General features: G+C 59.3%; 29 protein-coding genes and 1 riboswitch. Of the genes, 17 read left to right on the top strand and 12 right to left on the bottom strand.

The window, feature by feature from the left end; genetic code table 11:
• The first annotated feature begins 30 nt into the window (after window positions 1-30).
• Window positions 31-528, top strand: a complete 498-nt coding sequence (locus RD1_RS16120) for an Lrp/AsnC family transcriptional regulator (protein WP_011569600.1) — start codon at window positions 31-33, stop codon at window positions 526-528.
• Window positions 529-662: 134 nt separating this feature from the next.
• On the opposite strand, the gene pgeF is transcribed toward RD1_RS16120, so the two are convergent.
• The 3 genes from pgeF to lgt are packed head-to-tail and all read right to left on the bottom strand — an operon-like array spanning window position 663 to window position 3,354.
• Complete coding sequence (gene pgeF / locus RD1_RS16115; RefSeq protein WP_011569599.1) at window positions 663-1,418, bottom strand: peptidoglycan editing factor PgeF; 756 nt, start codon at window positions 1,416-1,418, stop codon at window positions 663-665.
• Window positions 1,415-2,473 carry a class I SAM-dependent methyltransferase gene (locus RD1_RS16110; RefSeq protein ID WP_011569598.1) on the bottom strand — a complete coding sequence of 353 codons (1,059 nt, stop codon included), beginning with the start codon at window positions 2,471-2,473 and terminating at the stop codon, window positions 1,415-1,417. Before RD1_RS16110 ends, pgeF begins: the two co-directional genes overlap by 4 nt.
• Window positions 2,470-3,354 (bottom strand): prolipoprotein diacylglyceryl transferase, encoded by an 885-nt coding sequence (lgt, locus tag RD1_RS16105; protein WP_011569597.1) that lies wholly within the window; start codon window positions 3,352-3,354, stop codon window positions 2,470-2,472. Before lgt ends, RD1_RS16110 begins: the two co-directional genes overlap by 4 nt.
• A gap of 92 nt (window positions 3,355-3,446) precedes the next feature.
• Between lgt and RD1_RS16100 the strand changes: the two genes are divergently transcribed.
• The 5 genes from RD1_RS16100 to RD1_RS16080 all read left to right on the top strand — a co-directional run bounded on the left by RD1_RS16100 (window position 3,447) and on the right by RD1_RS16080 (window position 6,657).
• Entirely contained in the window at window positions 3,447-3,689 is a 243-nt protein-coding gene (locus tag RD1_RS16100) for an accessory factor UbiK family protein (protein ID WP_011569596.1), read from the top strand.
• 330 nt (window positions 3,690-4,019) lie between these two features.
• Window positions 4,020-4,520: a YbjN domain-containing protein gene (locus tag RD1_RS16095; protein WP_011569595.1), complete on the top strand. Its 501-nt coding sequence runs from the start codon at window positions 4,020-4,022 to the stop codon at window positions 4,518-4,520.
• Between the two features lie 40 nt (window positions 4,521-4,560).
• Window positions 4,561-5,376, top strand: a complete 816-nt coding sequence (gene proC / locus RD1_RS16090; RefSeq protein ID WP_011569594.1) for a pyrroline-5-carboxylate reductase — start codon at window positions 4,561-4,563, stop codon at window positions 5,374-5,376.
• Window positions 5,369-5,707 (top strand): tRNA-binding protein, encoded by a 339-nt coding sequence (locus RD1_RS16085; RefSeq protein WP_011569593.1) that lies wholly within the window; start codon window positions 5,369-5,371, stop codon window positions 5,705-5,707. The genes proC and RD1_RS16085 overlap by 8 nt, the downstream gene beginning before the upstream one ends.
• A gap of 11 nt (window positions 5,708-5,718) precedes the next feature.
• Window positions 5,719-6,657, top strand: coding sequence for a 2-hydroxyacid dehydrogenase (locus RD1_RS16080; RefSeq protein ID WP_044033213.1), 939 nt, complete (start codon window positions 5,719-5,721; stop codon window positions 6,655-6,657).
• Here RD1_RS16080 and RD1_RS16075 read toward each other — a convergent pair.
• Window positions 6,654-7,235, bottom strand: a complete 582-nt coding sequence (locus RD1_RS16075) for a thymidine kinase (protein WP_044033212.1) — start codon at window positions 7,233-7,235, stop codon at window positions 6,654-6,656. The genes RD1_RS16080 and RD1_RS16075 overlap by 4 nt on opposite strands.
• Before the next feature lie 282 nt (window positions 7,236-7,517).
• Between RD1_RS16075 and RD1_RS16070 the strand changes: the two genes are divergently transcribed.
• Window positions 7,518-7,982: a hypothetical protein gene (locus RD1_RS16070; RefSeq protein WP_011569590.1), complete on the top strand. Its 465-nt coding sequence runs from the start codon at window positions 7,518-7,520 to the stop codon at window positions 7,980-7,982.
• An 18-nt stretch (window positions 7,983-8,000) separates the two neighbouring features.
• Here the strand turns inward: RD1_RS16070 and RD1_RS16065 are convergent, their stop codons facing one another.
• From RD1_RS16065 to RD1_RS16050, 4 genes are all read right to left on the bottom strand, one after another.
• A complete protein-coding gene (locus RD1_RS16065; RefSeq protein ID WP_011569589.1) occupies window positions 8,001-9,125 on the bottom strand; it encodes a beta-ketoacyl-ACP synthase III in 1,125 nt (374 codons plus the stop codon).
• A 98-nt stretch (window positions 9,126-9,223) separates the two neighbouring features.
• The gene (locus tag RD1_RS16060) at window positions 9,224-9,526 is read right to left on the bottom strand and encodes a hypothetical protein (RefSeq protein WP_011569588.1); all 303 of its coding nucleotides are present in this window, start codon (window positions 9,524-9,526) and stop codon (window positions 9,224-9,226) included.
• 152 nt (window positions 9,527-9,678) lie between these two features.
• Window positions 9,679-13,038 (bottom strand): carbamoyl-phosphate synthase large subunit, encoded by a 3,360-nt coding sequence (gene carB / locus RD1_RS16055; RefSeq protein WP_011569587.1) that lies wholly within the window; start codon window positions 13,036-13,038, stop codon window positions 9,679-9,681.
• Window positions 13,039-13,135: 97 nt separating this feature from the next.
• Window positions 13,136-13,891: an alpha/beta fold hydrolase gene (locus tag RD1_RS16050; RefSeq protein ID WP_044033211.1), complete on the bottom strand. Its 756-nt coding sequence runs from the start codon at window positions 13,889-13,891 to the stop codon at window positions 13,136-13,138.
• Between the two features lie 75 nt (window positions 13,892-13,966).
• Between RD1_RS16050 and RD1_RS16045 the strand changes: the two genes are divergently transcribed.
• From RD1_RS16045 to RD1_RS16035, 3 genes are all read left to right on the top strand, one after another.
• Window positions 13,967-14,341 (top strand): hypothetical protein, encoded by a 375-nt coding sequence (locus RD1_RS16045; protein ID WP_011569585.1) that lies wholly within the window; start codon window positions 13,967-13,969, stop codon window positions 14,339-14,341.
• Between the two features lie 135 nt (window positions 14,342-14,476).
• The gene (locus tag RD1_RS16040; RefSeq protein ID WP_011569584.1) at window positions 14,477-14,791 is read left to right on the top strand and encodes an ArsR/SmtB family transcription factor; all 315 of its coding nucleotides are present in this window, start codon (window positions 14,477-14,479) and stop codon (window positions 14,789-14,791) included.
• A gap of 49 nt (window positions 14,792-14,840) precedes the next feature.
• The gene (locus RD1_RS16035; protein WP_011569583.1) at window positions 14,841-15,893 is read left to right on the top strand and encodes a permease; all 1,053 of its coding nucleotides are present in this window, start codon (window positions 14,841-14,843) and stop codon (window positions 15,891-15,893) included.
• 188 nt (window positions 15,894-16,081) lie between these two features.
• Here the strand turns inward: RD1_RS16035 and RD1_RS16030 are convergent, their stop codons facing one another.
• Complete coding sequence (locus tag RD1_RS16030; protein ID WP_011569582.1) at window positions 16,082-17,317, bottom strand: HlyD family secretion protein; 1,236 nt, start codon at window positions 17,315-17,317, stop codon at window positions 16,082-16,084.
• A complete protein-coding gene (locus RD1_RS16025; protein ID WP_044033210.1) occupies window positions 17,310-17,717 on the bottom strand; it encodes a hypothetical protein in 408 nt (135 codons plus the stop codon). The genes RD1_RS16030 and RD1_RS16025 overlap by 8 nt, the downstream gene beginning before the upstream one ends.
• A gap of 158 nt (window positions 17,718-17,875) precedes the next feature.
• A riboswitch (cobalamin riboswitch) is annotated at window positions 17,876-18,096 on the top strand.
• A gap of 103 nt (window positions 18,097-18,199) precedes the next feature.
• Here RD1_RS16025 and RD1_RS16020 point away from each other — a divergent pair.
• The 7 genes from RD1_RS16020 (at window position 18,200) to gph (ending at window position 23,791) form a co-directional block, all read left to right on the top strand.
• Window positions 18,200-18,604, top strand: a complete 405-nt coding sequence (locus tag RD1_RS16020) for a DUF1636 family protein (protein WP_044033504.1) — start codon at window positions 18,200-18,202, stop codon at window positions 18,602-18,604.
• Window positions 18,601-19,383: an ABC transporter ATP-binding protein gene (locus RD1_RS16015; RefSeq protein WP_011569579.1), complete on the top strand. Its 783-nt coding sequence runs from the start codon at window positions 18,601-18,603 to the stop codon at window positions 19,381-19,383. The genes RD1_RS16020 and RD1_RS16015 overlap by 4 nt, the downstream gene beginning before the upstream one ends.
• Before the next feature lie 12 nt (window positions 19,384-19,395).
• On the top strand, window positions 19,396-20,337 hold the full coding sequence (locus tag RD1_RS16010) for an ABC transporter substrate-binding protein (RefSeq protein ID WP_011569578.1): 942 nt from the start codon (window positions 19,396-19,398) through the stop codon (window positions 20,335-20,337).
• Between the two features lie 5 nt (window positions 20,338-20,342).
• Complete coding sequence (locus RD1_RS16005; protein ID WP_011569577.1) at window positions 20,343-21,389, top strand: FecCD family ABC transporter permease; 1,047 nt, start codon at window positions 20,343-20,345, stop codon at window positions 21,387-21,389.
• Window positions 21,390-21,725: 336 nt separating this feature from the next.
• Complete coding sequence (locus tag RD1_RS16000; RefSeq protein WP_011569576.1) at window positions 21,726-22,652, top strand: hypothetical protein; 927 nt, start codon at window positions 21,726-21,728, stop codon at window positions 22,650-22,652.
• Between the two features lie 17 nt (window positions 22,653-22,669).
• Window positions 22,670-23,029 (top strand): hypothetical protein, encoded by a 360-nt coding sequence (locus RD1_RS15995; RefSeq protein WP_011569575.1) that lies wholly within the window; start codon window positions 22,670-22,672, stop codon window positions 23,027-23,029.
• A gap of 111 nt (window positions 23,030-23,140) precedes the next feature.
• Window positions 23,141-23,791 (top strand): phosphoglycolate phosphatase, encoded by a 651-nt coding sequence (gph, locus tag RD1_RS15990; RefSeq protein WP_011569574.1) that lies wholly within the window; start codon window positions 23,141-23,143, stop codon window positions 23,789-23,791.
• Window positions 23,792-23,794: 3 nt separating this feature from the next.
• Here the strand turns inward: gph and doeB are convergent, their stop codons facing one another.
• Window positions 23,795-24,790 (bottom strand): N(2)-acetyl-L-2,4-diaminobutanoate deacetylase DoeB, encoded by a 996-nt coding sequence (doeB, locus tag RD1_RS15985; protein WP_011569573.1) that lies wholly within the window; start codon window positions 24,788-24,790, stop codon window positions 23,795-23,797.
• Between the two features lie 4 nt (window positions 24,791-24,794).
• Complete coding sequence (gene doeA / locus RD1_RS15980) at window positions 24,795-25,970, bottom strand: ectoine hydrolase DoeA (protein WP_011569572.1); 1,176 nt, start codon at window positions 25,968-25,970, stop codon at window positions 24,795-24,797.
• Between the last annotated feature and the right edge of the window lie 80 nt (window positions 25,971-26,050).

The raw sequence follows: 26,050 nt of genomic DNA, 5'->3' as shown, positions 1-26,050 counted from the left end.
TATAACAAACGCAAAAATGAGGGAGCACGGATGCCAATGCGTTTGGATCAGATAGATCGTAAAATTCTCGCCGAATTGCAAGCGGATGGACGCATGACCAATGTGGAACTGGCCAAACGCGTCGGTATTTCGGCCCCCCCCTGTTTGCGGCGCGTCCGCACGCTGGAGGAAGCCGGGTACATCAAGGGGTATCATGCCGAGGTGGATGCGCGCGAACTGGGGTTTGAGGTGCAGGTATTTGCCATGGTCGGTCTGGCCAGTCAGGCCGAATCCGACCTTACGGCCTTTGAGGACCGGTGCCGCGCGTGGCCACTTGTGCGCGAGTGCCACATGCTCAACGGTGAAGTGGACTTCATCCTGAAATGCGCAGCGCCTGACTTGTCCAGTTTTCAGCGGTTTTTGACGGGCGAGCTTTTGACGACGCACAATGTGGCGAGCGTCAAGACATCGCTCGTGATCCGCGTGGCCAAGGATGACCCCGGCGTTTCATTTGACGTCCTCGAAGAACGTCTGGCCGAAACCGTTTGAGCCGCGCGTCGCTGGTACGCGCGCAGCTTTTGATCAAGGTCCGGCGCGGGCAGGGGAGACGTTTTTTAGATCAGGTAGTGTCAGGCTGCTGCGCCATCATTCATGCGCCGCACCATGGGCACAGGATTTCGCTGCTAAAGGCGAATGGCCGCGATCAGGCGTCCGTAATCCGCCTCTTTGGCGTGGGTTGAGCGGCGGTAGGAATAGAAACGATCCGGGTCGGCGTAGGTACAATGCCGGGTCCATTCCGCGTGACCGATGCCTGCCTCGCGCAGGCGGTGCAGGCCAAAACCGGGCAGGTCAAACTGCATGCGACCCTCAGCCCCACCAGCGAAAAAACGGGCGTATTGCTCATCCTGAGACATGAATGTGTCAAAGAACTCGGGGCCGACTTCATAGGCGGCTTGCGAAATACTCGGGCCTATGACGGCGATGATTTTGTCGCGCTGTGCGCCCTGTTCAATCATCGCATCGACCGTCGCTTCGAGAATGCCGTCCAGTGCGCCGCGCCATCCTGCATGGGCGGCACCAATCACGCCTGCGTCCTTGTCGGCAAAGAGGACGGGCTGGCAATCCGCTGTCAGAACTGAAATCGCAATACCCGGTGTCGCGGTCACCAGCGCATCGGCGCGGGTCGTGTCCTGCCGGGGTTGGTTGACTGTTGCAGCCTCTGCCGAATGGACCTGATGCACACCGATCAGACACTCCGGTGCAACCTCCATCGCGTCGGATACCCGCTTGCGATTGATCGCCACGATCTCTGTCTGATCCGAACTGCCGTACCCGCAATTCAGCCCGGCAAATACACCCGAAGATGCCCCCCCACGCCGCGTAAAAAAGCCGTGTTGCATCGGGGACAGGCTGTCGGCTGTCAGAATTTCAAGGGTCATATTTCCAATCCCGCGGGGGGCGCCTTTCCATGGGGAAAGAGACCAAGCACTTTGAACAGGTTTCCCATTTCCTCCGGGTGCGTCAAGCGGCGATGTGCCTTGATGTGCTGTTCGAGGAGATCTTTGGGCAGGTTTTGCGCAAGGCGCTGCGCGCGCTGTGTAATGCCCAGCCGTTCCAGAAACACGCCTTGCGGTGTCAGGCGGGAGAAGGCGCAAGGGACGGCCTGCGCCAGCGCCTCGAAGTCCACATGCGCGGTCAGATCGCTTTCGCCCGGATGATCCAGAACGCCTGTGTACTCATGCTGACGCACAGCCTGCAAGGTATCACCCAGACTGCGCCAGTCGCCGTAGTCTATGATCAGCCCGGCCCCGCCATGGGTATCAATGCGGCTGCCCAGTTCTGACATGATGGGGGCGGCGGCGGGCGCATATTCGACCAGATCGTGTTCTTTCGTATCTGACAGGCGCGCGTTCAGGGCGGGTTGCGGTGTTTGCGCGCCCATCCCGAATATCAGCTGCTCAGCGTCGCAGCCGACCTGACGCTCGCGCCAATGGGGCCCTGATCTGACAAACTGCCGGATGGGAAGCGCGTCAAAAAACTCATTTGCCACCACGAACAGGGGGCACTGTGGCAAGCTGGCTACGTCCTTCACGAAGGTCACGGCATGCGCTTTGAGCGTGTCGCGCTGAATTTCTTGGAGCTTTGGCGATGCCTCAACAAGAATCACCTCCGCGGCTCTTGCAAAGTCAGGCACCTGAGCGGCGGCGCGCAGGATATCTGCCATCAGAACACCACGCCCCGGCCCCAGTTCGACAAGGGCAAAGGGTGACGGCCGTCCCTGATCGACCCAAGCCTGCACGAGGCAAAGACCAATCAATTCACCAAACATCTGGCTGGTTTCGGGTGCGGTGATGAAGTCACCCGAACCGCCAAAGGGGTGTTGCGTTGTATAATAACCCAAGGTCGGGTGCAGCAGGCAGTCGCCCATGTACTCCGCCACCGACATGGGGCCATGCGCCTTGATCCGCGCGATCAGCTGGTCTTTGAGGCTCACGCCGCGTGCCGCGCTCGGGCAATGAGCCATATCCCGAGCAGGATCATTGGAAGCGAAAGACATTGCCCCATCGTCAGCCCCCACCCATTGATATGCCACGCAAGACCCAGCGGGTTCCCGTCCGTTATGAATTGCGCATCAGGCTGGCGGAAAAATTCGACGAAAAAGCGCGAGACCCCGTAGCCGGCAAAGAAGACACCGGCAACATAGCCGGGCGTTTTCAACGCGGCTTTCTTCCAGACGAGCCAGATCAGCAACGCGCCGAGGATCAACCCTTCGAGCCCAGCTTCATAGAGTTGTGAGGGATGGCGCGCGCAAATGCCCTCCACGCCCGCGCAGTCCTGGGCCGCCGCGCCGGGGAAGGCCACGCCCCAAGGCATGTCGGTTGCACGGCCCCAAAGTTCGGCATTAATGAAATTGGCGATGCGCCCCAACAGCAGGCCGGGTGGTACGCCAAGCGCCATGATATCTGCCGCACTCAGGCGCGCGATCCTGTGCCGCCATGTATAGATGAACCCGGCGGCAATAACGCCCAGAAGCCCCCCGTGAAAGGCCATGCCCCCTTGCCAGACCGCGAGGATTTCAGACGGGTTTTGCAGGTAGTAGCCGGGTTGATAGAAAAACACATATCCCAGCCGCCCGCCAAGGATCACACCCACAATGACCCATGTCAGCAGGTCTTCGATCTGGGCGGCTGTCATCACAGGTTGATCATCGCGCCAAAGATCGGGTCGTTTCACGGCACGCAGAACCAGCCGCCACCCCAGAACGATACCGACGATGTAGGCCAAAGCATACCAGCGCAAGGCAAGGTCAAAGCCGAAGACCGAGATTGAAAAAATCTCGGGAGACATATCTGGAAATGGAATGGTAGCGCGCATGTGGCATGCATGCCCTTGCCACTTGGCGGAAGTCAACCTTGCAGAGCAGGGATGACGGGTCCATATAAGAGGGAGCAAAGCGGAGAAAACAGATGCAGACGCGCAATAAGATTTTTGATGACATTTCGCAGTTGATGACCAACGCGATGGGCGTGGCCCAGGGCGCGCGTGATGAAGCGGAAACCGCGATGAAAGGTATGATGGATCGCTGGCTGGCGGATCGTGATTTTGTGACGCGCGAAGAATTCGACGCCGTGCGTGCGATGGCGCAAAAGGCGCGTGAGGAGAACGAAGCGCTCAAAGCGCGTCTCGATTCGCTTGAAGCCAAAGGCTGATCCAAAGGCGGCGCTTGCGCGCCATTACATTTTTTGTTTGCCGCAACATGTTCCCTCAGGAGCGCCAAACCGACGTAGTGTATTAACAATCCGTTGATACTCGCCCGAACCTCACGTCACTTGTTAACAGACGCCAAGAAATTGGGCCTGAATTCAATGTATCCACAAGTTATTGTAGGTTACCCCAAGAATAGGGGTTGCCAGAGCCTCATTCGCACCGCACCATATCTGGTATGGATGCGGGGGCTCGCCCCGCTCCTTAGAGCAGGCACCTAGCCTTGGGGGCTATATGGCACCTCCTTCGCTAGAGCGATAAAAAGAGGTAACACCATGGCCTTGTCCGAGCAGTATCTTGAAGACGACATTCACCCCATTGACATCGTTGAACATCTGGCAGCCCATCATGACTGGGATTTTGACCGGATTTCCGATGAGCAGATCGCCATGGCCGTGGAGGGCCAGTGGCGCACGTATTCGCTGACGCTTGCGTGGTCGGCCTATGACGAAACGCTGCGTATGGTGTGTACCTTTGACATGGAGCCGCCAGAAGAAAAACGCGCAGAGCTTTATGAGTTGTTGAACAACGTGAACGATCAGTGCTGGGCGGGCGCTTTCACCTATTGGGATGAGCAGAAGCTGATGGTGTATCGCTACGGTCTGGTGCTCGCCGGCGGAAATGTGGCAAGTGCCGAGCAGATTGACACCATGATCAGCGCTGCCGTCATGAGTGCAGAGCGTTATTATCCTGCGATGCAATTGCTGGTCTGGGGAAACCAGAGCCCGAAGCAGGCGCTTGAGGTCGCCATTGCAGAGGCCTACGGACGCGCGTAAAACCCACCCCGGAACACGCGGCTTCCGGGGGAGAACACGCATGCAAGACAGTCGGGTTGCAACCAGGGGCCTTGTGCTTTTGGGTTGTGGAAAAATGGGGTCGGCCATGCTGGCCGGTTGGCTGGAGGCGGGATTACCTGCCAGTGCCGTCTGGGTGGTGGAACCAAACCCCTCGGACTGGCTGGTCGGCACCGGCGTAGACCTCAGCGGGACCCTGCCAGAGGCCCCCGCCGTTGTTCTGGTCGCCGTCAAGCCGCAAATGATGGCCGAGGCGCTGCCGCTTTTAAAGCCCATGGGAAATGGTGATACGCTTTTCATCAGCGTTGCTGCCGGCATAACACTGGCTGCTTTTGAAGAGATTTTGGGCGCACAGACGCCGATCGTGCGCGCCATGCCGAATACACCGGCGGCCATATCCCAAGGCATCACCGCAATCGTGGGCAACAATGCCGCCAGCGCGCAGCACCTGGCTGAGGCTGAGGCCCTTTTGCAGGCGGTGGGCGAAGTCGTGCATGTCACGGATGAGGGCCAGATTGACGCCGTCACGGGTGTCAGCGGCTCGGGCCCTGCATATGTGTTTCACATGATCGAAACGCTGGCGCAGGCCGGGCAGGCGCAAGGGCTGGATGCTGAAACGGCCATGCGGCTTGCCAAGGCGACGGTTGCCGGGGCGGGTGCGCTGGCGATGACCTCTGAAGAGACACCCGAACAGCTGCGCATCAATGTGACGTCGCCGAACGGGACCACACAGGCCGCGCTGGAAGTCTTGATGGATGAAAGCACCGGTTTCCCGTCCCTGATGGCGCGCGCCGTCAAAGCCGCTGCCGACAGATCGCGGGAACTTGCCAATGGCTGAAATTACCTTTGATGATTTCATGAAGGTCGATATCCGCACAGGCGTGGTTTTGCGCGCCGAGCCCTTTCCCGAGGCGCGAAAGCCCGCCATCAAGATGTGGATCGATTTCGGCCCTGATATCGGTGAGAAAAAGACGTCTGCACAGATCACCGTGCATTACACACCCGAAAGCCTTGTCGGGAAACGGGTTATGGCAGTGGTGAACTTTCCGCCGCGCCAGATCGGGCCATTCATATCCGAAGTACTTGTTTTGGGTGTGCCGGATGAAAACGGGGCGGTCGTTCTGATCAGCCCGGACCAAGACGTACCAATTGGAGGACGGATGCATTGACCAGAATTTACATGGCGAGACCCTTGCCGAAACGTGTTCAGGAGGCGGCGCGCGCGCATTTTGATGTGACCGTTCGCGAGATCACCACCCCGTTGACGGGTGATGAAATGCGCATGGCGCTGGCAGAGTTCGATGGTGTTGTGCCAACGCTCGGCGATATGTTCACTGCCGAGGTCTTTGCGGATGTGCCCAAGCCACGGTGTCAGGTGCTGGCGAATTTTGGCGTCGGGTACAATCACATCGACGTCGCGGCAGCCAAGGCCGCCGGGATCGCCGTCAGCAACACACCCGGTGCGGTCACGGATGCCACAGCCGATATCGCGCTGTTGTTGATGCTGATGAGCGCGCGCCGTGCCGGCGAGGGCGAGCGGCTGTTGCGTGCGCGACAGTGGGAAGGCTGGCATCCCACGCAGCTTTTGGGGATGCATCTGGGCGGCAAAACTGTCGGGATCGTCGGCATGGGGCGAATCGGTCAGGCAATTGCGCGCCGCTGCACCTATGGCTTCGGGATGCAGGTTGCCTATCACAGCCGGTCGCCAAAGGAGCTTGATTTCGAGGCTGAACGCAAGGGCAGTCTGCTGGAGCTTGCCGCGTGCGTCGATGTGCTGGTGATTGCCGTGCCCGGCGGGGCAGAAACCCATCACCTGATCAACGCCGAGGTGCTATCTGCGATGCAACCCCACGCGCATCTGGTCAACATCGCGCGCGGCAATGTCGTCGAGGAATCGGCGTTGATTGCTGCTTTGCAGGCGGGGCAGATCGCCGGTGCGGGCCTTGATGTCTATGAGTTCGAGCCCGAAGTGCCAAAGGCCCTGATCGACATGGAAAACGTGGCCCTCTTGCCGCATCTCGGCACGGCGGCGCTTGAAGTGCGCGAGGACATGGGGCTGATGAGCGTGGATAACCTCAAGGCGTTTTTCGCCGGGACCCCGTTGCCCAACGCGGTCTAACGGTCGCCGGCGGCTTCGCGCCAATGGCGGCGGCAGAGCGATACATAAGTCTCGTTGCCGCCGACCTGTATTTGCGCGCCATCGCGCAACACGGTCCCGTTTTCGTCTTTGCGGATGACCATGCTGGCTTTCTTGCCGCAATGGCAAATGGTGCGCACCTCGCGCATTTCATCGGCCAGCGCCAGCAATGTGGCCGACCCTGGAAAGAGTTTTCCGCGAAAATCCACCCGCAGCCCAAAGCACATGACCGGCACACCCAGATCATCCACCGCGCGCGCCAGTTGCCATACCTGTTCCGTGCTGAGAAATTGCGCCTCATCCACAAAAACGCATGCGACCGGGCCTTCCTTCAACCGATTGTCGATCTTGGAAAAAAGGTCTTCTCCGCTCGTGAAGGTGTCCGCCGGCTCACCGATGCCGATGCGCGATGCAATACGACCGTCGCCGGCCCGGTCATCCACCTGTGCTGTGATCAGGAACGGCACCATGCCGCGCTCTTTATAGTTGTGCGCGGCCTGTAACAGAACGGTCGACTTTCCGGCGTTCATTGTGGAGTAGTTGAAGTAAAGCTTGGCCATGCGGTTTGATAGGCCGTGCCGGTTCGCGCCGCAATAGAGCAAAGCAGCGGTAAAAAGGCCAATGTGTGGCTGTCAGCGGGCGCTGACCCACCGTTCCCCAAAACGCTGGCACACATTCGGCCTCACCAAAACCGGCGTTGGGAGCGCCGGCCACTCATCATCCCCCGAACAGTTGGGAGTGTTTTTATAAATGACATTTCCCAAACATCTGATTAATGGGTAAAAACGCTTTGGTGTTCCCCGTTGGGGCAGGACGATACCGAAACCGATAAGGAGCCTCGAATGTCAGTTGTCGGCAGATACCTAAAGAAACACACGGAAGCGCTGGTCAAGGATGTCGGCGTTGAACAGGCCTGCCTCGTGACAGGTAAATCAAAGGCGACGCTTGGGCGGTATTATTCGGATCATGACGAACATGCAGACCGCTTCATGCCGATCGAGGCTGTGGCGCTTTTGGAAAAGGCGGCAAGCTATCCGCATGTAACGGGGGCCTTGGCCGAATTGTCAGGATCGTCGCTGCAATATGACGAACGGCGACCCAATCGGGAACGTCCGGGCGGTGTGAATGCGGATGTGATCGCCCTGAGCCAGAGGTTTGCGATGCTGATGGGCGAATACCAGCAATCCATGGAAGATGGGAAAATCACTGTCAGTGAGGCAAAGCGGCTGTTGAAAGAAACCACGCTGCTGCAGCAGGTGCTGATCGACATGAAATTGCATCTGGAAAACGATCACGGCGGGGCGTGAAGGCGGACGAATACCGCGTTACTTGTGACGCTTGAGCAGGACGGACCCGACGGAGTATCCGGCCCCGAAAGAACAGATCAGCCCGAGGTCACCCGCCTGTAAGTCTTCGGAGTATTTTGAAAAGGCGATGATGGAACCCGCTGATGAGGTATTGGCGTAGTCTTGCAGAATATTCGGCTGTTCTGCTGGTTTCGGGGTGCGGCCGAGCACTTTGCGCCCGATAAAGTCATTCATGGTCTTGTTGGCCTGATGCAACCACAGCCGCTTGAGCTGCGCCGCGCTTACGCTTTCGGACGTCAGATGCGCGCTGATGTGCTCAGACACCATGGGCAGCACTTCCTTGAAGACCTTGCGCCCGTTTTGCATGAATTGCATGTCGCGCCGGTCCACCATACCCGCCGGGCGGGACCGGCGCAGATAGCCGTTGTTGTTGCGAATGTTGTTCGAGAATTCCGTCGCGCAGCGCGTTGATACTATTTCAAAATATCCGTTTTTTGCATCTTCTGTCCGTTCGATCAGCGTGGCCGTGGCCACATCGCCAAAGATGAAATGACAATCGCGGTCCCGCCATTCCAGATGGGCCGAACAGATTTCAGGGTTGATGACCAATGCGCGTCGGATGCTGCCGGATCTGATCATATCAGCGGCTGTCTGAATCCCAAAGGTCGCCGACGAACAGGCCACATTCATGTCAAAGGCAAAGCCGCCCGCGCCAAGAAGGTTCTGGATTTCCACGGCAATTGCGGGGTATGCGCGTTCCATATTGGAGGCGGCGCAGAGTATCAGATCCACGTCGCCCGCCTCACTACCGGCTTGCGAGAGCGCCTTTCGTGCCGCATCCACGCCCATCTCGGCCATCAGCGAAGGTTCTTCATCGCCCCGTTGTCGCAGCAGCGGGTGCATGACCTTTGGGTCAAGGACCCCTTCCTTATCAATGACATAACGCTGTTGAATGCCGGAGGCTTTGACGATGAACTCTTCGGACGAATACGCCTTGGCCTCTACCTCGCCCGCCGCAATCCCGGCTGCATTTTCCGCATTGTAAATATCCACATAGGCGTTGAAGGCCGCCACCAATTCCGCGTTGGTGATGACATTCTCAGGCGTGAAAACGCCGGTTCCGGTTATGGCTGGTCTGTGCATGGGGTCCTCCGACACATGCCCAAGTGAGACCGGATATAGGGCCTTGGGTCAAGCATGCAGACACATCTTGACGCAGCGTTCGAGCGGCAGGGGCTGGCCTATTTGCCGGTCGGTATGGAGAAAACGACAAAACCGTCCTGTCGGAAAACCTCCACCGCGCCGGTTTGAACGACAAAATCATCCAGCGTACTGAGGTTCACCGGGCATCCGACCAGATCGGCGGTATGGTCAAGATAATCAATCGTTTCTGCGGATTCTCCCAGCCGGCGGCACGGATCACCCTGTGCCGGATACCCTGTGCCAAAAAAGGGCAGGGAGGTTTCGGTCGGTTCTGTCGGCTGTATCAAGGGGGCGCAAGCGGTGCTGAGGGCAGTGGCTGTCAGGCAAAGATAAATGCGCATTCAAAACCTCGATATTGGTGATGGGCTGTAGGCGTTCAGATCAGCATTTAACGCATGACGGCGCAAGCCTTTTAAAGCGTCATGCGAAAACACTGCATCACGTGGCACTGCCTGAAATCAAGGATTTCAACGCGTTACATCAACGGTGCATGTCAGCCTTGCAGTGCTTTGACCCCCACATCGCCATCAGCTTGTGCACGGATGGCGAGCGCTGCTGCATAGCTGCCTGCCGCGGTCGTGAAATACGGGATCTTGTCATAAAGCGCGATGGAACGGATCGATTTGCTATCGTCCACGGCCTGCGCCCCTTCGGTGGAGTTCATGACCAGATGGATCGCCTCATCCTTCATCATATCGGTGATGTCGGGGCGGCCTTCGTAGACCTTGTTGACGACGCCGCAGGCCATGTCATGCGCATTTAGCCATTTCGCGGTCCCGCGGGTGGCGACCAGTGTGAAACCTTGTTCCAGCAAAAGACGCGCGGCATCCAGCATCTCGTCGGTCTTGTCCGCATCCTTGATCGAAATGAAGGCACATCCCTTTGTGGGCAGCGGGTTGCCAGCGCCCATCTGCGCCTTGAGGAAAGCGCGCGGGAAATCACGGTCCCAGCCCATCACCTCACCGGTGGAGCGCATTTCCGGGCCCAGAATGGTATCCACACCGGGGAAGCGCGCAAAGGGCAAGACCGCCTCCTTGACGGAGAACCAGGGCATGTTCGGATCGGCCAGCGTCATCGGGTCCCCCAAGGGCAAGACGTCCTCGTAGGCGGCATCTGCATCATAGGCAGGGCGCAGTGGGAAGTTGCGCAGCGGCTCGCCGGCCATGATGCGCGCAGCGATCGAGGCGATGGCCGAATCCGTGGCCTTGGCGACAAAGGGCACTGTGCGCGAGGCGCGCGGATTGACCTCGATCAGGTAGACTTCGTCATCCTTGACTGCGAATTGGATGTTCATCAGACCAACCACGTTGAGCGCCTTGGCCAGAGCATGTGTCTGTTCGGTGACTTCCTCGATGATTTCAGGTTTCAGCGAATAGGGGGGCAGCGAGCAGGCACTGTCGCCCGAATGCACGCCCGCCTCTTCGATGTGCTGCATCACCCCTGCTACGTGCACATCCGTCCCGTCACTCAGCGCATCCACGTCAAGCTCGACCGCGCCGGTCAGGTAGCTGTCTAGCAGCACGGGGCTGTCACCGGACACAACGACCGCCTGCGAGATATAGCGCTCAAGGCTTGCCTGATCGCGCACGATCTCCATCGCGCGACCGCCCAGAACATAGGACGGGCGGATCACCAGTGGAAAGCCGATGTCCTGCGCGATTTCGAGGGCTTCGGCATCAGAATGGGCAATGCCGTTTTTCGGCTGTTTGAGACCAAGGCTCTGCACAAGCTGCTGGAACCGTTCACGATCTTCGGCCAGATCAATGGCGTCCGGGGTCGTGCCGAGGATCGGAATGCCCGCCTCTTCCAGCGCATTGGCAAGCTTGAGCGGAGTTTGACCGCCAAACTGCACGATCACACCGTGCAGCGTGCCGTTTTCCTGCTCAACCCGCATGATTTCCATTACATGCTCGAAAGTCAGCGGTTCGAAATACAGCCGGTCCGAGGTGTCATAATCCGTCGAGACCGTTTCGGGGTTGCAGTTGATCATGATCGTCTCATACCCCGCTTCCGTCAGGGCGTAGCAGGCGTGACAACAGCAATAATCAAACTCGATCCCTTGTCCGATGCGGTTCGGACCACCGCCGAGGATCACGACCTTCTTGCGGTCCGTCGGGCGGGCTTCGCATTCGGCCTCGCCAAAGACGGGCGCCTCATAGGTCGAATACATATAGGGTGTTTGCGCCTCGAATTCCGCCGCACAGGTGTCAATCCGCTTGAAGACCGCGGCAACGCCCTGATCCAAGCGGATCTTTCTGACGTCTGCCTCGCTATGATTGGTCAGTTGTGCAAGACGTGCGTCGCTAAAGCCAAGCATCTTGAGGCTGCGCAGTGCCTTTTCACCCGTGGGCAGGCCGTTTTCGCGCAGGTCTTTTTCCGTATCGATGATTTCGCGAATACGCGCGAGGAACCACGGATCAAACATGGTGACGCCATATATGTCCTCATCCGTCAGCCCGTGGCGCATGGCCTGTGCGATGGTGCGCAGGCGCTGCGGCGTCTGCTGGCTGATCGCCTTGACGATGGCGGCCCTGTTTGCGTCTTCCACCTCCCAATGCCCGACCCCGACACCTGGAATGTCGATCTCGTTGAACCCTGTGAGCCCTTCCTCCATGGACGCCAGCGCCTTTTGCATGCTTTCGTGGATGGTGCGCCCGATGGACATCGCCTCCCCCACGCTTTTCATTGCGGTGGTCAGATTGGGCGTGCTGCCGGGGAATTTCTCAAAGGCGAATTTCGGAATCTTGGTGACCACATAGTCAATCGAAGGTTCAAAGCTCGCAGGCGTGACCTTGGTGATGTCGTTGTCCAGTTCATCCAGCGTGTAGCCGACGGCCAGCTTGGCCGCGATCTTGGCAATCGGGAAACCCGTCGCCTTGGACGCCAGCGCGGAGGAGCGCGACACGCGCGGGTTCATCTCGATCACCACCATACGGCCATCGACCGGGTTGACCGCCCATTGCACGTTCGATCCGCCCGTTTCGACGCCGATCTCGCGCAGCACGGCAATCGAGTGATTGCGCATGATCTGGTATTCCTTGTCGGTGAGCGTCAGGGCAGGGGCCACGGTGATGCTGTCGCCGGTGTGCACGCCCATTGGGTCCACATTTTCGATGGAGCAGACGATGATCGCATTGTCGGCGGTGTCGCGCACCACCTCCATCTCGAACTCTTTCCAGCCCAGCAGGGATTCATCCACCAGGATCTGTCCGACGGGGGAGGCATCCATGCCGGACCGGCAGATCGCTTCGTAATCGTCGCGATTATAGGCCACGCCGCCACCGGTGCCGCCCATTGTAAATGCCGGGCGGATGATCGCGGGCAAGCCCACCTCTTCCAACGTGTCGAGCGCCAGACGCACCCCTTCGGCCAGGTCCTTCTTGCCGTTGGCATCCTTGGGGGCGGTGACAATCGCCGCCTTGGGGTTTTCGATACCCAAACGGTCCATCGCCTCGCGGAAGAGCTTGCGGTCTTCGGCCATCTCGATGGCTTCGCGTTTCGCGCCGATCATCTCGACGTTGAACTTGTCGAGCACGCCCATCTCTTCGAGCGCCAGCGATGTGTTCAACCCCGTCTGCCCGCCCATGGTAGGCAGCAGCGCGTCGGGGCGCTCTTTTTCGATGATCTTTGCGACCATTTCGGGGGTGATCGGCTCGATATAGGTCGCATCCGCCAATTCGGGGTCGGTCATGATCGTGGCGGGGTTGGAATTGACGAGGATGACGCGGTAGCCTTCCTCCTTGAGGGCCTTGCAGGCCTGTGCGCCTGAGTAGTCGAATTCACACGCCTGACCGATGACGATGGGGCCGGCACCGATTATCATGATGGAGTTGATGTCGGTTCTTTTCGGCATGATCAGGCCCCCAATTTTCAAAACGCCATATGCGTCCAAATTGTCCTGCGTTATAGGCAAGCCGGGCTGACGTGCAAGGGGAAAGGGGGATTGTACCTCAGCTTGCGAAAAAGCTACGCACTGCCGTTTCGAATTCGCGGGGTTTGTCGGCGTGCAGCCAGTGGCCTGCGCCGCGCAGTTTCGCAAATTGCGCCCGCGTAAACAGCGATTTTATGGTTTGTCGATGCTGCGGTTGAACGTAGTCGGACTCTGCACCGCTCAAGAACAGCGTGGGGCCGTCAAAGCGCGTGTCGAACTGCGGAAAGGACATGATTTTATCCATTTCAGCTTCCAGCGTTGCAAGATTCAACCGCCAGCGTTTTTCGCCCAGATCAAGCGACTGCGTGAAAAAGCTGCACAGTGCAGGTTCGACACCTTGGGCTGCCAATTGCGCCTCTGCATCCGAACGACGTGACACGGCGTCCAGATTCACAGCTTTCATGGCGTGGATGAACGGAAGCTGGCTGTGCGTATATGCCACCGGCGCGATGTCGGCCACGAGCAGGCGGTGCACGAGGTCAGGGCGGGTCAGCGCGAGAGCCATCGCTGCTTTGCCCCCCATGGAATGGCCAACAAGCTGCACCGGGCCGCCCAGATGTTCGATCGTTTCGGCCAGGTCGGCGGCCATTTCAGGATAGCTGTGCGTTTGGGTGTGGGGGCTCAAACCGTGGTTGCGCAGATCGACCGTATAGACGCGAAAGCCATCAGACAGGCGTTTGGCAATCACGCCCCAGTTGCGCGCAGAGCCGTAAAGCCCATGGACAATCATCACGGCGGGGGCGGTGGGCGCGCCAAATTCATTCACGTTCAACATGGCCAAGGGCTAGCGGATTTCGCTAGGCTCTGCCAGAACCATTCGGCGAGAAGCGTTCTGACAGGGAGCAGCGCCATGCAGGAGAGCGAGAAGATCACCGCAAAAGTCACGGCGCTGCGGGATCTGTTTCGGGTCCATATGGGGATCAAGGCACCCACACTGGCAAAGGCGGCCTATCGTGCACGGCGACAGTTGCCGCAGGGATTGCGCGCAAAGGCCGCGATGCTGGTTGAGGCCGAAACCATGGCGCTGAACCCGAAACTCGCACGACGGCTGGATATGGCAGCGCTGGACAGCGCCTATATGGAGCTTGCCGAGCATCTGGAAGCCTTGGACCTTGCGGATGCGCGGTGGGGCCGGTTGGTGAATATGATCGCGGGTGTCGTGCTGAACCTGCTGATCTTTGGCGGACTGACCCTGTTGTTCCTGTGGTGGCAGGGTCTGGTCTAACGGTTAAACGTATGTCTTGCGCCGGGTCTGCGCCTTGACGTCAGACCTGCGCGCCCCGCCCCTTGGCAGCATTAAAAAAACCGACCCGGCACAAGCATTCATTTACAAAACTAGTTTTATGGTTATGTTGAGGCCATGGAAACGAACGAATCTGTCGCCACCGCTCTTGCAGCCCTCGGACACGCCACACGTCTTTCAGTGTTTCGCCTGCTCGTGCGCGCGGGGGATGAGGGGCTGAATGTTGGCGATATCGGCCATCATCTGGACATGGCGCCGTCAACGCTGGCGCATCATCTCAAGGCTTTGGTGGATGCGGGTCTTGTCCGGCAGGAACGGCAAGGACGCCAGATCGTGAACCGCGTCAAATATGACGCCATGCATCAGATCGTTTCTTTCCTGACGTCCGAATGTTGCGTGGGCGTCAAACTCTCCCGGGAGGATGCCGCATGAGCGGTCGTACTTTCACGCATAAAGAAACGATAAATCCAAGGATTTCGTCATGACAGAACTTGCGCTGAACCTGCGTTCGCGGGCCTCTGACCTGATCCATAGGCTGTGGACGCACGAAAGGGTCTGGTTGTTCTCGGCTTGCCTTCTGGGTGCATTGTTTCTGATCGTGCCTGCGCAGGGGGCTGTCAGCGCTGCTTTTGTGGCGCAGAACCTGATCAGTGTCGCGCCGTTTCTCGTCTTGTCCATCGGCATTGCGGCTTATGCGGGCGCGTCCGGCGCGGATGGGCTGATCGCCCGCGCGTTCACCGGATCGCCGCTTGTCATGATCGTCATTGCCGCATTGGCGGGTGGGCTGTCCCCGTTCTGCTCCTGCGGTGTCATTCCGCTGATCGCGGCGCTTTTGGCAATGGGCGTGCCGCTGGCGGCTGTCATGGCATTCTGGCTGGCCTCCCCGGTGATGGACCCGTCCATGTTCGTGCTGACCACAGGTGTCATCGGGCTTGAATTTGCGATTGCGAAAACGCTGGCGGCTGTCGGTTTGGGCATCGCGGGCGGGGTCGTTGTTCATCTCATGGGCAAAGCGGGCGGCCTCGGCGATCCGCTGCGCGACGGCGTCGGCAATGGCGGGTGCTGTGGCTCCTCCGTTCGGGGGGCAAAGGACGTGGTCTGGACATTCTGGCGCGACGACGAACGGATGGCCAAGTTCTGGCGTGAGGGGGTCAAGGCCACCCTGTTTCTTGCCAAATGGCTGACACTGGCGTTTTTGCTGGAGAGCCTGATGCTTGCTTGGCTGCCGGCGGATCTGGTTGCGCAAACGCTGGGCGGGTCTGGGCTTGCGCCGATTGCGGTCGCGACGGTGGTGGGTGTGCCCGCCTATTTGAACGGCTACGCAGCACTGCCCCTTGTCGGCGGCCTGATGGATCAGGGAATGGCGGCGGGAGCGGGCCTTGCCTTTCTGGTGGCCGGTGGCGTGACCTCCCTGCCAGCGGCGATTGCGGTCTGGGCACTGGTCAAGCGGCGTGTCTTTTTCCTCTACGTGGGGATCGCGCTGACGGGATCCTTTGTGGCGGGGCTGCTCTTGCACCTGTGGACATCGCTATGAGCATAAAAGCCCGCGCAGGGGGGCTGACAAACTGCGACAGGCTGGGAAAACGGGTCGGTCAGTTCCGGCCTCATACGCGTTTAAACCGTCATGCGAAAAACGTAGATCACGTAACGCTGCCTGAAATAAAGGATTTCAACGCGTTGCGTGATGCGTGATTTTTCAGGTTTTTCGTCACACGCTCTGGATCAATGACCGCCGCTGAACACTAGCGTCTGCACCGGCATCAGCAATAGTCTCAGTCTCAAACCAGCCGCATGGACCACGCCGATCGTGTCAATCACATGTAGTGCCAGCTTGTGAAGAGTGCCGAGGCTTTCGTCCTCAAGGCGTTCGTGATTGTCCGTGTAGACGTTCGCGATGCAGTTGCTGCCCGGCGGCAATAGTTCGGCCGTCCCTTCGTAAAGCGGTTCCAGATAGACCATGACGCTGCCCGGCTGCTGGTTGTTCTGCGGGTCCAGCAGGCGGTCGCTGGGGCGGACCTGTCCCGACGGGATCACGTCCTGAACCGCGACAACCACCATCGGAATGACGGTAAACGGCTTGGTCATACAACCGATTTCGCCAATCATTCCCGGTTTGATGACCTGTGCGGCCATTTGGTTGAAACCGGCCTGAAAGCGGCTCCGCCCGGATGTCACGGGCACCAGAACGCCCGCTGGTCGCAGGACCGGGCTGATGTAGTCACCGACCTGCAGGCTCAGTTGTTCGACACGACCGGTCACGCCCGCATAGACCACGGTTTTTTCCAGCTCGGCATTGGCTGCATCAAACTGTGCGAGCGCGTTGGCTTTCTGCGCGGGGATGAGCGAATCGATGCGTTCCTGCGTCTCCGCCAGTTGGGCAATCGCTGCGTCACGCTGTGCGGAGCGTTGCGCAACGAGGTTTTCAAAACGGTCGATTTCAGTAAGGCGCACGGCGGTCGAGCCCTGATCGCGCAGGGTCACATTGCGTTCGAGCTCTTCCTCCGCCTGCTTCAGGGCAGCGGTGGCCCCGGCGATGGCGGCGGTGGCCTCGGTCAGATCGGTTTGCGCGACTTTCAGGGAGGCATCGGCCTGCGCAATCATCGCCTTTGCGGCTTCGACCTGTGCGCGTTGGGAGTGGTCCTCCAGACGAAATATCGGCTGGCCCAGGTTCACCAATTCGTTGTTCTTGACGTAGATTTCCAGCACGCGGCCCCCGGCCTGCGGCAAGATCGTCACTGTGCGAAAATAGGACACGACGGAATTTGTGGCCGGGTGGAAATAAAACAGCGTGGTAATCACGGTGAGCGCCATGATCGCGCATCCGGTTATGCCCCACCTGAGTTCATACCAGACGCTGAAAAGGTTGATTTCAATACCTATTCTCTTGCCCTGCCGGAAGCGGCGATAGAGATAGTCAGGTAGGATCGTAAACAGCGCGCAGATCAGTGTCTCAAGCATCGGAGGTGTCTTTCGGCGCCGGATTGATCGGGGTTTGCGCAGCGGCGGGTGTGTCATGCGACCCGTTTCGATCAATCGCATCGGCAATGGCGCGCAGGGGGCTGCTGAAGTCTGGAAACTGGAACCCCGCCACAAGGATCGCGGCCACCCAGAAGAGCCCGTTGTGAGTAAACAGGGCGAGCAGGGACAAAATACCAACCAGTTGGAACTGCGGATGGTTCGACTTATGCGCCAGCTTTTCCGGAATCGCATGCAGCGTGAAATAGGCGACACCGATCAGGATCACGATTGCGACCGTGAAAAAAACCATGAAGGTGAAAAGGTAGTCGCTGCCATCAGCCGCGGTCACATATTTGGGAATATGTCCGGTCGCCATGGGGTGAAGCGTTGCAGGTTCCATGCGTTCTCCAAAAGATACCACAAACGCAGACCTTTGAGGCCCATGATACCAACACCTTCATAACGAGAAATCCGTTGGCATTGCAATGCTGCGCTTTTGGCCGACGGCATGTAAATGCGGACAGCACAGAGTTTCCCTTGACGCGCGGCAGAATGTCGGGAAAGGGTTCTGGGGATGGTGTTCGGAAAGCCAAAAGCAATCCGGGCTGAAAAGGGAATACGGTGCGGCGTTCGTAACAGACGCCAAGTCCGTGACTGCCCCCGCAACTGTAAGCGGTGAGCGACCCCGATGATCACCACTGGGTGCATCCGCATCCGGGAAGGATCGGGCAAGCTGTGACCCGCAAGTCAGGAGACCTGCCATCATCGATGTAACTTCAACCCGGGCGGGGTGTCCGGACAGGAGGTCATGATGGATTTACGGGCCAACCCGTCGAAAAATACATGTCCCACAAGGCACCCTGCGCAATCGCGGAGGGCGACATGGGAACACCGACACATAGAATAACAATCTGCACATCCTGCCGACACAAGGGCACCGACTGCAAACCTGGCTATGAATTGATTGCCAGACTGCGCGCGGCCATTGCTGCTGCGGGCGACAGCGTGAGCGGAGAATTCGAGATTTCCGGCGTGGCCTGCATGGCGGGCTGTGATCGCCCCTGCACGGTTGCCTATCACGGCACGCGCAAGGCGACCTATCTTTTTGGCGACATCGAGGCGGATGCGGATATCGCTGATCTGGTTCGTTTTGCACGTGATTACGCACTGCTGGAGGACGGATGGTGTTCGTCGGTTGATCGTCCCGGCAAATTACGCAAAACCACGCTTGCGCGCGTGCCTGCGGCCATCATCGCGCTTGAAGTCAGCGATGTGCGTGTCTCATGAACGCCACGGACATTGTCGCGCAGAACATCAGCTGGGCGCCGCGCCGCAAAGAGCCGCTCTTGCTGCACCCAACCAGTTTTCGCGCCAAAGCCGGCAGCGTGATGGGCGTTGTCGGTCCAAATGGGGCGGGTAAATCAACCCTGTTGCGTCTGCTTTACCGGTATCAGGCGCCCCTGAGTGGTCAGATCAGGATCGGCGGAGACGACATCTGGTCGATCCCGCCGCGCGCCGCTGCGCGAAAGGTGGCGGCGGTTTTGCAGGAACAGCCGTCGTCCTTTGGACTGACAGTGCGCGAAATCGTGACGCTGGGTCGCGCGCCGCACCGCCTTGGGTTTGCCACCGCAGGCGCAAAGGATGCGCAGATCGTGGAAGCCGCGCTTGAGACGCTGAACCTGAGCGATCTGGCGGATCGGGACCTCGTCAACCTGTCGGGCGGTGAACGCCAGCGGGTCATGGTGGCCCGCGCCCTTGCGCAAGAGCCGCAGGTGCTCGTGCTGGATGAGCCGACCAACCATCTGGACATCCGCCATCAGCTTGAGGTGCTCGCCCTCATTCGCGCGCTGGATGTGACGATCATCGTCTCTCTGCACGATTTGAATGTCGCGGCGGATGCCTGCGATACCATTCTGCTGCTCGAAAACGGACACACGCGTGGCGTGGGGCCGCCTGATGCGGTGCTTACTGCGCATCGTGTTTCGGACGTCTTTGCCGTCGAGGCGCGCGCAGAGCAGCTCAGCCCCAGCAAGGCCAAACACTTATCCTTCCATCTTCCGCATTAAGGTCGGCACAAAATGAAAACGACACATATCCTCTCTTCCCTCTTCATCACGCTTGTGGGCACCGGCGCGCTGGCGCAGACAACGGTGCAAAGCTGCAATCGAACCGTCACCTTCGACGCGCCGCCGAAGGCTGCAATTTCCAATGACGTCAACCTGACCGAGATGATGCTGGTCCTTGGGCTGGCGGACCGGATGGTGGGCTATACCGGTATCTCCGGCTGGAAAACGCTGGATGCGGAAATGACCGCAGGCGTCGAAGCCTTGCCAGAATTATCCGCCAAATACCCCAGCAAGGAAGTGCTGATCGGGGCGGACGCTGATTTCTTCTTTGCGGGGTGGAACTATGGCATGCGGGTCGGCGGCGAAGTGACCCCCGAGACGCTGGAGCCCTTTGGCATCAAGGTATACGAGCTGACCGAAAGCTGCATTCACGTTGGTGAGAAAGCCGCCGTCAGCATGGAAGATATGTATGCCGATCTGCTGAACCTCGGCGCGATCTTTAACGTATCCGAAAAGGCGGAGGCACTGGTCGCAGGCTACCGCGCGGAACTGGACAGCTTCACCGCGTCATTGTCGCCGCTCAGCACCCCGCCGCGTGTTTTTGTCTATGACAGCGGCGAAGACGTGCCTTTTACCGCCGGGCGCTATGCGATGCCGAATGCGTTGATCGAGGCCGCGGGCGGCGTGAACATAATGAATGATCTGGAAAAAAGCTGGGCGACGGTAGGCTGGGAAGCCGTCGTTGAACGCAATCCCGAGGTCATCGTGATCGTCAATTACGGGGACGTCACCGCCGAACAGAAGCGCGACTTCATGATGTCAAACCCGGCTTTCGCGGAATTGGACGCGGTGCGCAACGACCGTTTCGTGACGCTTGAGTATGTGGAGGCCACGCCGGGGCCGCGCAACATCGCCGCCGTCAAGACACTTGCCGCCGCCTTCCGGGCGCAGTGATCGCCATGTTCAGGGCCGCCGCAGCACGCTCCCGGCAGTCTGCGGTCTACCCTGTCGCCATGATCTGCGGCTGGGCAGTTTTGTTGGTGTCGCTCAGCATGGCGGTCAGCGTGGGCGCTGTTTCAATCCCCTTTGCCACGGTCTGGGGCGTGGTGCTGAACAATGCCTTTGGTGCATCCTTCGAGGGCGATTGGTCGGCTGGGCGCGAGGCGATTGTCTGGGACATCCGCTTTCCACGCGCCCTGCTGGCCTGTTTCGTGGGTGCCGGTCTGGCGATGGTGGGCGCAAGTCTGCAAGCCGTCACGCGCAACCCGCTTGCGGATCCGCATCTGCTGGGGATTTCTGCGGGCGGGGCTTTTGGCGCCATTCTTGCGCTGCTGCACACCGGGTTGTTTCTTGGGCTGCTGACGGTGCCTCTTCTGGCCTTTGCAGGGGCCTTGGGCGCGACGCTGCTGGTGCTGGCAGTCTCGCAGTTTGCCGCCGCCACCAGTGCGGATAGGCTGGTGCTGGCCGGGGTTGCGGTTTCCTTCATCGTGATGTCGATGGCGAATGTGCTGATTTTCCTTGGTGATCCGCGCGCGACCCATACGGTCGTGTTCTGGATGCTTGGGGGCTTGGGGTTGGCGCAATGGGATCAGCTCGTCTTTCCGCTGCTCATTCTGGTTTTCTGCGGCGTCTATCTGCGCATCCATGCCGAGAACCTCAACGCCATGACGGTGGGGGATGAAACTGCCGCAACGCTGGGCCTGAATGTGGCACGCTTTCGCTTGTCGATCTTTTTCATCGGCGCGTTGATCACGGGGGTGATGGTCGCCTTTTCCGGGATCATAGGTTTTGTCGGGCTGATGGTGCCTCATATCGTGCGGTTGATCGTGGGGGGCGATTATGCGCGGGTCTTACCAGCCTCGGCTTTGCTGGGCGCGGTTTTCCTGCTTTGGGCGGATATTGTCGCGCGCACGGTCATGGCGCCCGAAGACATGCCGATCGGGATCGTGACCGGGCTTGCGGGTGGCACCTTCTTTGTCTGGTTGCTGCGCCGCAGGCAGCGTTGAGGAAACGCGCCACGAGAGAGCACCACACGCGGGCGTATGTTCAAAAGCGGCAAGCACCGCCGTGCGCGCGCCAGCGCTGGTGGGTGGGGCCCGAAGCTGCGGGCCTTTCAGAACGATAAATGCCGATTTTCAAGCATAGCGTGTCGACAGATGAGATTTGTATTGCTAACATTCCATCTATTGTAGAACTGTATTTGGACGAAAAGACCTTTTCAGCGCCAGCCCCGGCGCCTGTGGACGGCAGGCGCCAGGGGGCCACCACGCTGATATGACGCGGTTTTCGCTGGTCGTGATGGCATTTGGTTTTTTGATAAAGTTAGAGGAATTGGACACATCATGACATTTCGAGTGATCTTGGCCATAGCGGCATTGGCAGCTGTCGCGGGGTGTTCGTCGCCTGTCTATCGCGGGTCTGTGGCGTCTTTTGGGGACGCAACACAAGCCGCCGCGCAGGCTCAAACCAAACGGCTCAGTACGTTGTCGGACAGTCAGATTTCAGACATCAGGGGGGACCTTGCGCAAAACGGCGTATTACTGGCCTATGCGCCGGAATGTGCCTTGCTGGCTGTGCCGGGGTCTTCGATTGACGATTGCAAAGTGGTGCGCCGGGATGGTGCGCCAATAGACAACCCGGAGAGCTTTGCCTCCATCGCAGCGCTGAACAAGGCCATGGGGGAATATGGTGCGAACCTTGCGGCCCTGGCCGCCGATGCATCAGAGGATGGGGCCGCGTTCAATACCTCGCTCACCAATCTTGCCGTATCTGTCGAAGGCCTGAGCGCGGCGCTGGGCGGGGCAGGGACGAAAGATCAGTTTGAAGCGGTTGGCGCGGCCTTCGGGGGCATCGGCACGGCCACATTTGCAGGCGCGCGCACCTCCAAGCTGCGCGAAATCATCGTGGCGGTCGATCCGCAAATCCAGCAGGCCACGGCGTTGCTCAGTGCCGCCTCCGAAGCGCTGACGCTGAGCGAAGTCACCACATCCCTGCAGCGTGTGGAACGTGCGGAACGCGCGCTTGCGTCGGCCTATGCCAACAACGCATCGACGCGCGATGTGCAGCGCTTGCAGGACCGGCTTTTTGATGAGGTGGCGGCGCTGAAACGCAGTGCCGCAGCCAGAGATGCCTATGCCAATATCGGCCAGACACACGCCAAACTGGCCAAAGCATCGCGTGACCGCGCCAGCAAAGAAGACTTGCAAGGTTCAATTGTGGAACTGTCCAAGCTTGTCAAACTCCTTTCGGAGTCCGCCGACCCATTTTGATCACAAAGGAATATTGAATGTCCAAAGCGCGTTTAAGCAACTGGGGGTCCTGGCAACAAACCCGTAACGCCATCGCGGTCAACCTTGGCTACAACATCGAATCCCGAAACAACGCGGCACCGGGGTCAGACGCGGAGAAACTCTATTCCGACAATATCGACGCGCTGCTCGACAGTATGAAGGTCCATGCCCTGAGTGGTCTGCGTCAGGTCGATCTGGAAATTGCCAATTCGACCCTGTTGAAAGAAATTGAAGCGGCATCGCGCGAGATCAAGAAAGAAACGGATCGCATCAAGGATGCGACAGAGCGCCTTGATGACCTCACGCGCCTTGTCAAGAAACTGGCGAAACTGGTTGGTCTGTTTTCCGGCCTGTAACGCAATCCGCTCGGTTTTATCTTTTGCGGCCTTTTTACTTTCCTGTTTGCGCTGCTGGCTTTGGAGCGCCATAGGGTAGCGCGTGCGCTGCAGGATATCGTCGGGGAAAAGATGGCCGAGACAAAGCAAATCATATTCGATCTTGACGGAACGCTGATCGACAGCGCCCCGGACCTGCGGGCGGCGATGAACGTCGCCCTGGGGCAGATGGGGCGCGCACCGCTCGATTTGAAAACGGTCATCGGCTTCATCGGCAATGGTGTTGAAAAGCTCGTTGCCCGCAGTCTTGTTGCCACAGGCGGGTCGGACGCACACACGCATGCGCGCGCGCTCGACCTGTTTCTGCAGGCCTATGCAAAGGACAAGGTGAACCTGACAAAGCCCTTTCCGGGTGTTCTTGAATGTCTTGACCGCCTGAAGGGGGCGGGCATACCGATGGCGGTGTGCACCAACAAACCGCATGGCCCGGCAAATGAGATTTGCGCCCTGATGGGGCTTGATGGCTACTTTGACGTGATTGCAGGGGCGCAGCCGCATATTCCCAAAAAACCCGACCCCGCACCGCTTCTGGCTGTGATCGACGCCCTGGGCGGGGAGCGCGCAGGCACGCTCTATGTGGGCGACAGTGCGGTTGATTATGAAACAGCCCGTGCGGCGCAGGTGCCTTTCAGGCTTTATGCGCATGGGTATCTGAACAGCCCGCTGCCGGATCTGAGTGCAGAAAATCGGTTTGACGACTGGGCGCGCGTCGATTTTTCCTAAAGGTCAGGCATCGACTTGTACCGCCAGCACAGCCAGACAATCGCCTGGCTGGATCAGGCCGGGGTGATGGCGCGCGATCATCAGGCCGGAGCGCTGCGCAAGCACCTGCAACGGTACGCGTCCTGTCGCGCCCGGCTCCCAGATTTCCGCAATCAGATCGCCACAAGCGACCTGCTGCCCGAGCCCTGTTTTGAAATCGACCAAGCCACCGGTTTGGGCAAAGTGAAAGCAGGCATCATCGGGTTGTGTCAGTTGGATGCTGGGCGCGCGACTCGGCGTCCCCTCCATAATCCCAGCATGGATCAGCAGATTGCGCAAGCCGTCCCGGGCAATCCTGACCGTTTCGGGGGTCGCGGTTCCGCCCCCGGCCAGTTCCGTGGTGACAAAGGTCTTGCCCTGACTTTCCGCCGCATGATCATACATGCCGCGCGCATCTATTTCGCGCATCTCAAGGCTATAGGGCGCGTTGAATGCATCACGGGCCGCCCGACAGCGGGCCTCCTGTTCCTTGTTCTCAAGGATGTGCGAGGCTGCAAAGGGCAGGAAATTCAGCGTCTTGCCGCCCGAATGGAAATCCAGCACGACATCTGCCATGGGCAGCAGGATACGCTGGACGTAATCGGCCATCTTTTGTGTCGGGCTGCCATCGACCCGGCCGGGGAAAGCCCGGTTCATGTTTACCCCGTCCACGGGCGAGGTGCGTGTGCCTGCCAGAAAGGCCGGATGGCTCATGGAAGGCAGGATAATCACCCGCCCGTTGATCTGATGCGGTGCCAGATCGCGCGCCAGATGATGCAGGGCAATTGGCCCTTCGTATTCATCGCCATGATTGCCACCGCTGAGCAATGCCGTGGGCCCTGCGCCATTCTTGATCACGCAGATCGGGGTCAGGATCGACCCCCACGCGCTGTCATCCCGGCTATGGGGCAGGCGCAGGTGCCCGTGCTGCACCCCCTCTGCATTGAAATCGACCGATGAATGGACCGCTGTGTCGCCCATCCGTCTACCCTTTGATGACCAAGGCGCGTGGCGTGCTGCACAGGCAGGTGGCGCCGGTTTGCGTGATGACAATCGGCTCGGTGATCTCAAGACCGCCATCATCCAGCCAGAGCGCGGGCATGAAATGAAAACTCATACCCGGTTCCAGCACGCTCTTGTCGCCTGTGCGAAAGGACATGGTGCGCTCGCCCCAGTCGGGGGGATAGGACAAGCCGATCGCATAGCCGCAGCGGCTGTCTTTTTGAAACCCGTATTTGTTGAGCGTTGTGTTGAAGGCCCGTGCGATGTCCTCGCACCGGTTACCGGGTTTTGCCTGCTCCAGCCCCGCGCAGATCGCTTCGAGCACGGCCTGTTCCGCGTCCAGATATTTTTGCGGCGGATTGCCCAGAAATAACGTGCGGGATTGCGGGCATTGATACCGTTTGTGCGCCCCGGCGATTTCGAAAAACGTGGCCTCCCCGGTGCGCAGGGGGCGGTCGTCCCACGTCAGATGCGGGGCGGTGGCATCCATGCCGGACGGGGCCATCGGCACAATCGCGGGATAATCGCCCCAATGCCCCTCGGCCCCGGAGATCGACGCGTGATAGATATCCGCAATCAGGTCATTCTTGCGTATGCCCGGTTCCGCCCGCTCCCGGATCACGTCATGCATATGCTCGACGATGGCAGCGGCGCGGCGCATGTATGCGATTTCGGTGTCTGATTTAACGGCGCGTTGCCAGTTCACCAAACCCGTGGCGTCCTGAAATGTTGCGCCGCTCAGGGCCTGTTGCAGTGTCAGATAAGCGGCGGCTGTAAAATAGTAATTGTCCAGCTCCAGCCCGATGCGAAAGCCCTCGGCGCCCTCTTCGCGGATCAGGCGCGCGAGGTCCTGCATGGGGTGTTTGTCCGGGTTCTGGACATAGGTGTCATCATAGCCTCGGATATTGTCCGCAGCCAAATAGGTAGTGAGACCAGCGCCAACCGCGTCCATCGCGCGTCCCCACCAGATCGGCTCGCCTTCGAGGGTCAGGAGAACCCCCTGATGCACGTAGAACGACCATCCGTCGTAGCCCGTCAGCCAAGCCATATTGGAGGGGTCCGTGACAAAGAGCGCCTCAAGGCCCCGGCGGGCCATCTCACTGCGGGTTTTGGCAAGGCGGATGTCATATTCCGCGCGGGCGAAGGGCAGATCCGGCATCAGCGTTCCAATCGTTCAGATGCGGCAGGTTAGCATGACTTGCCGCTCCCGCCAGCGATTTTGCACCACCGGATTTAATT

The sequence above is a fragment of the Roseobacter denitrificans OCh 114 genome, from assembly GCF_000014045.1.
In the GTDB taxonomy this organism is placed as follows: domain Bacteria; phylum Pseudomonadota; class Alphaproteobacteria; order Rhodobacterales; family Rhodobacteraceae; genus Roseobacter; species Roseobacter denitrificans.
This window is presented reverse-complemented; position numbering and strand designations above follow the sequence as displayed.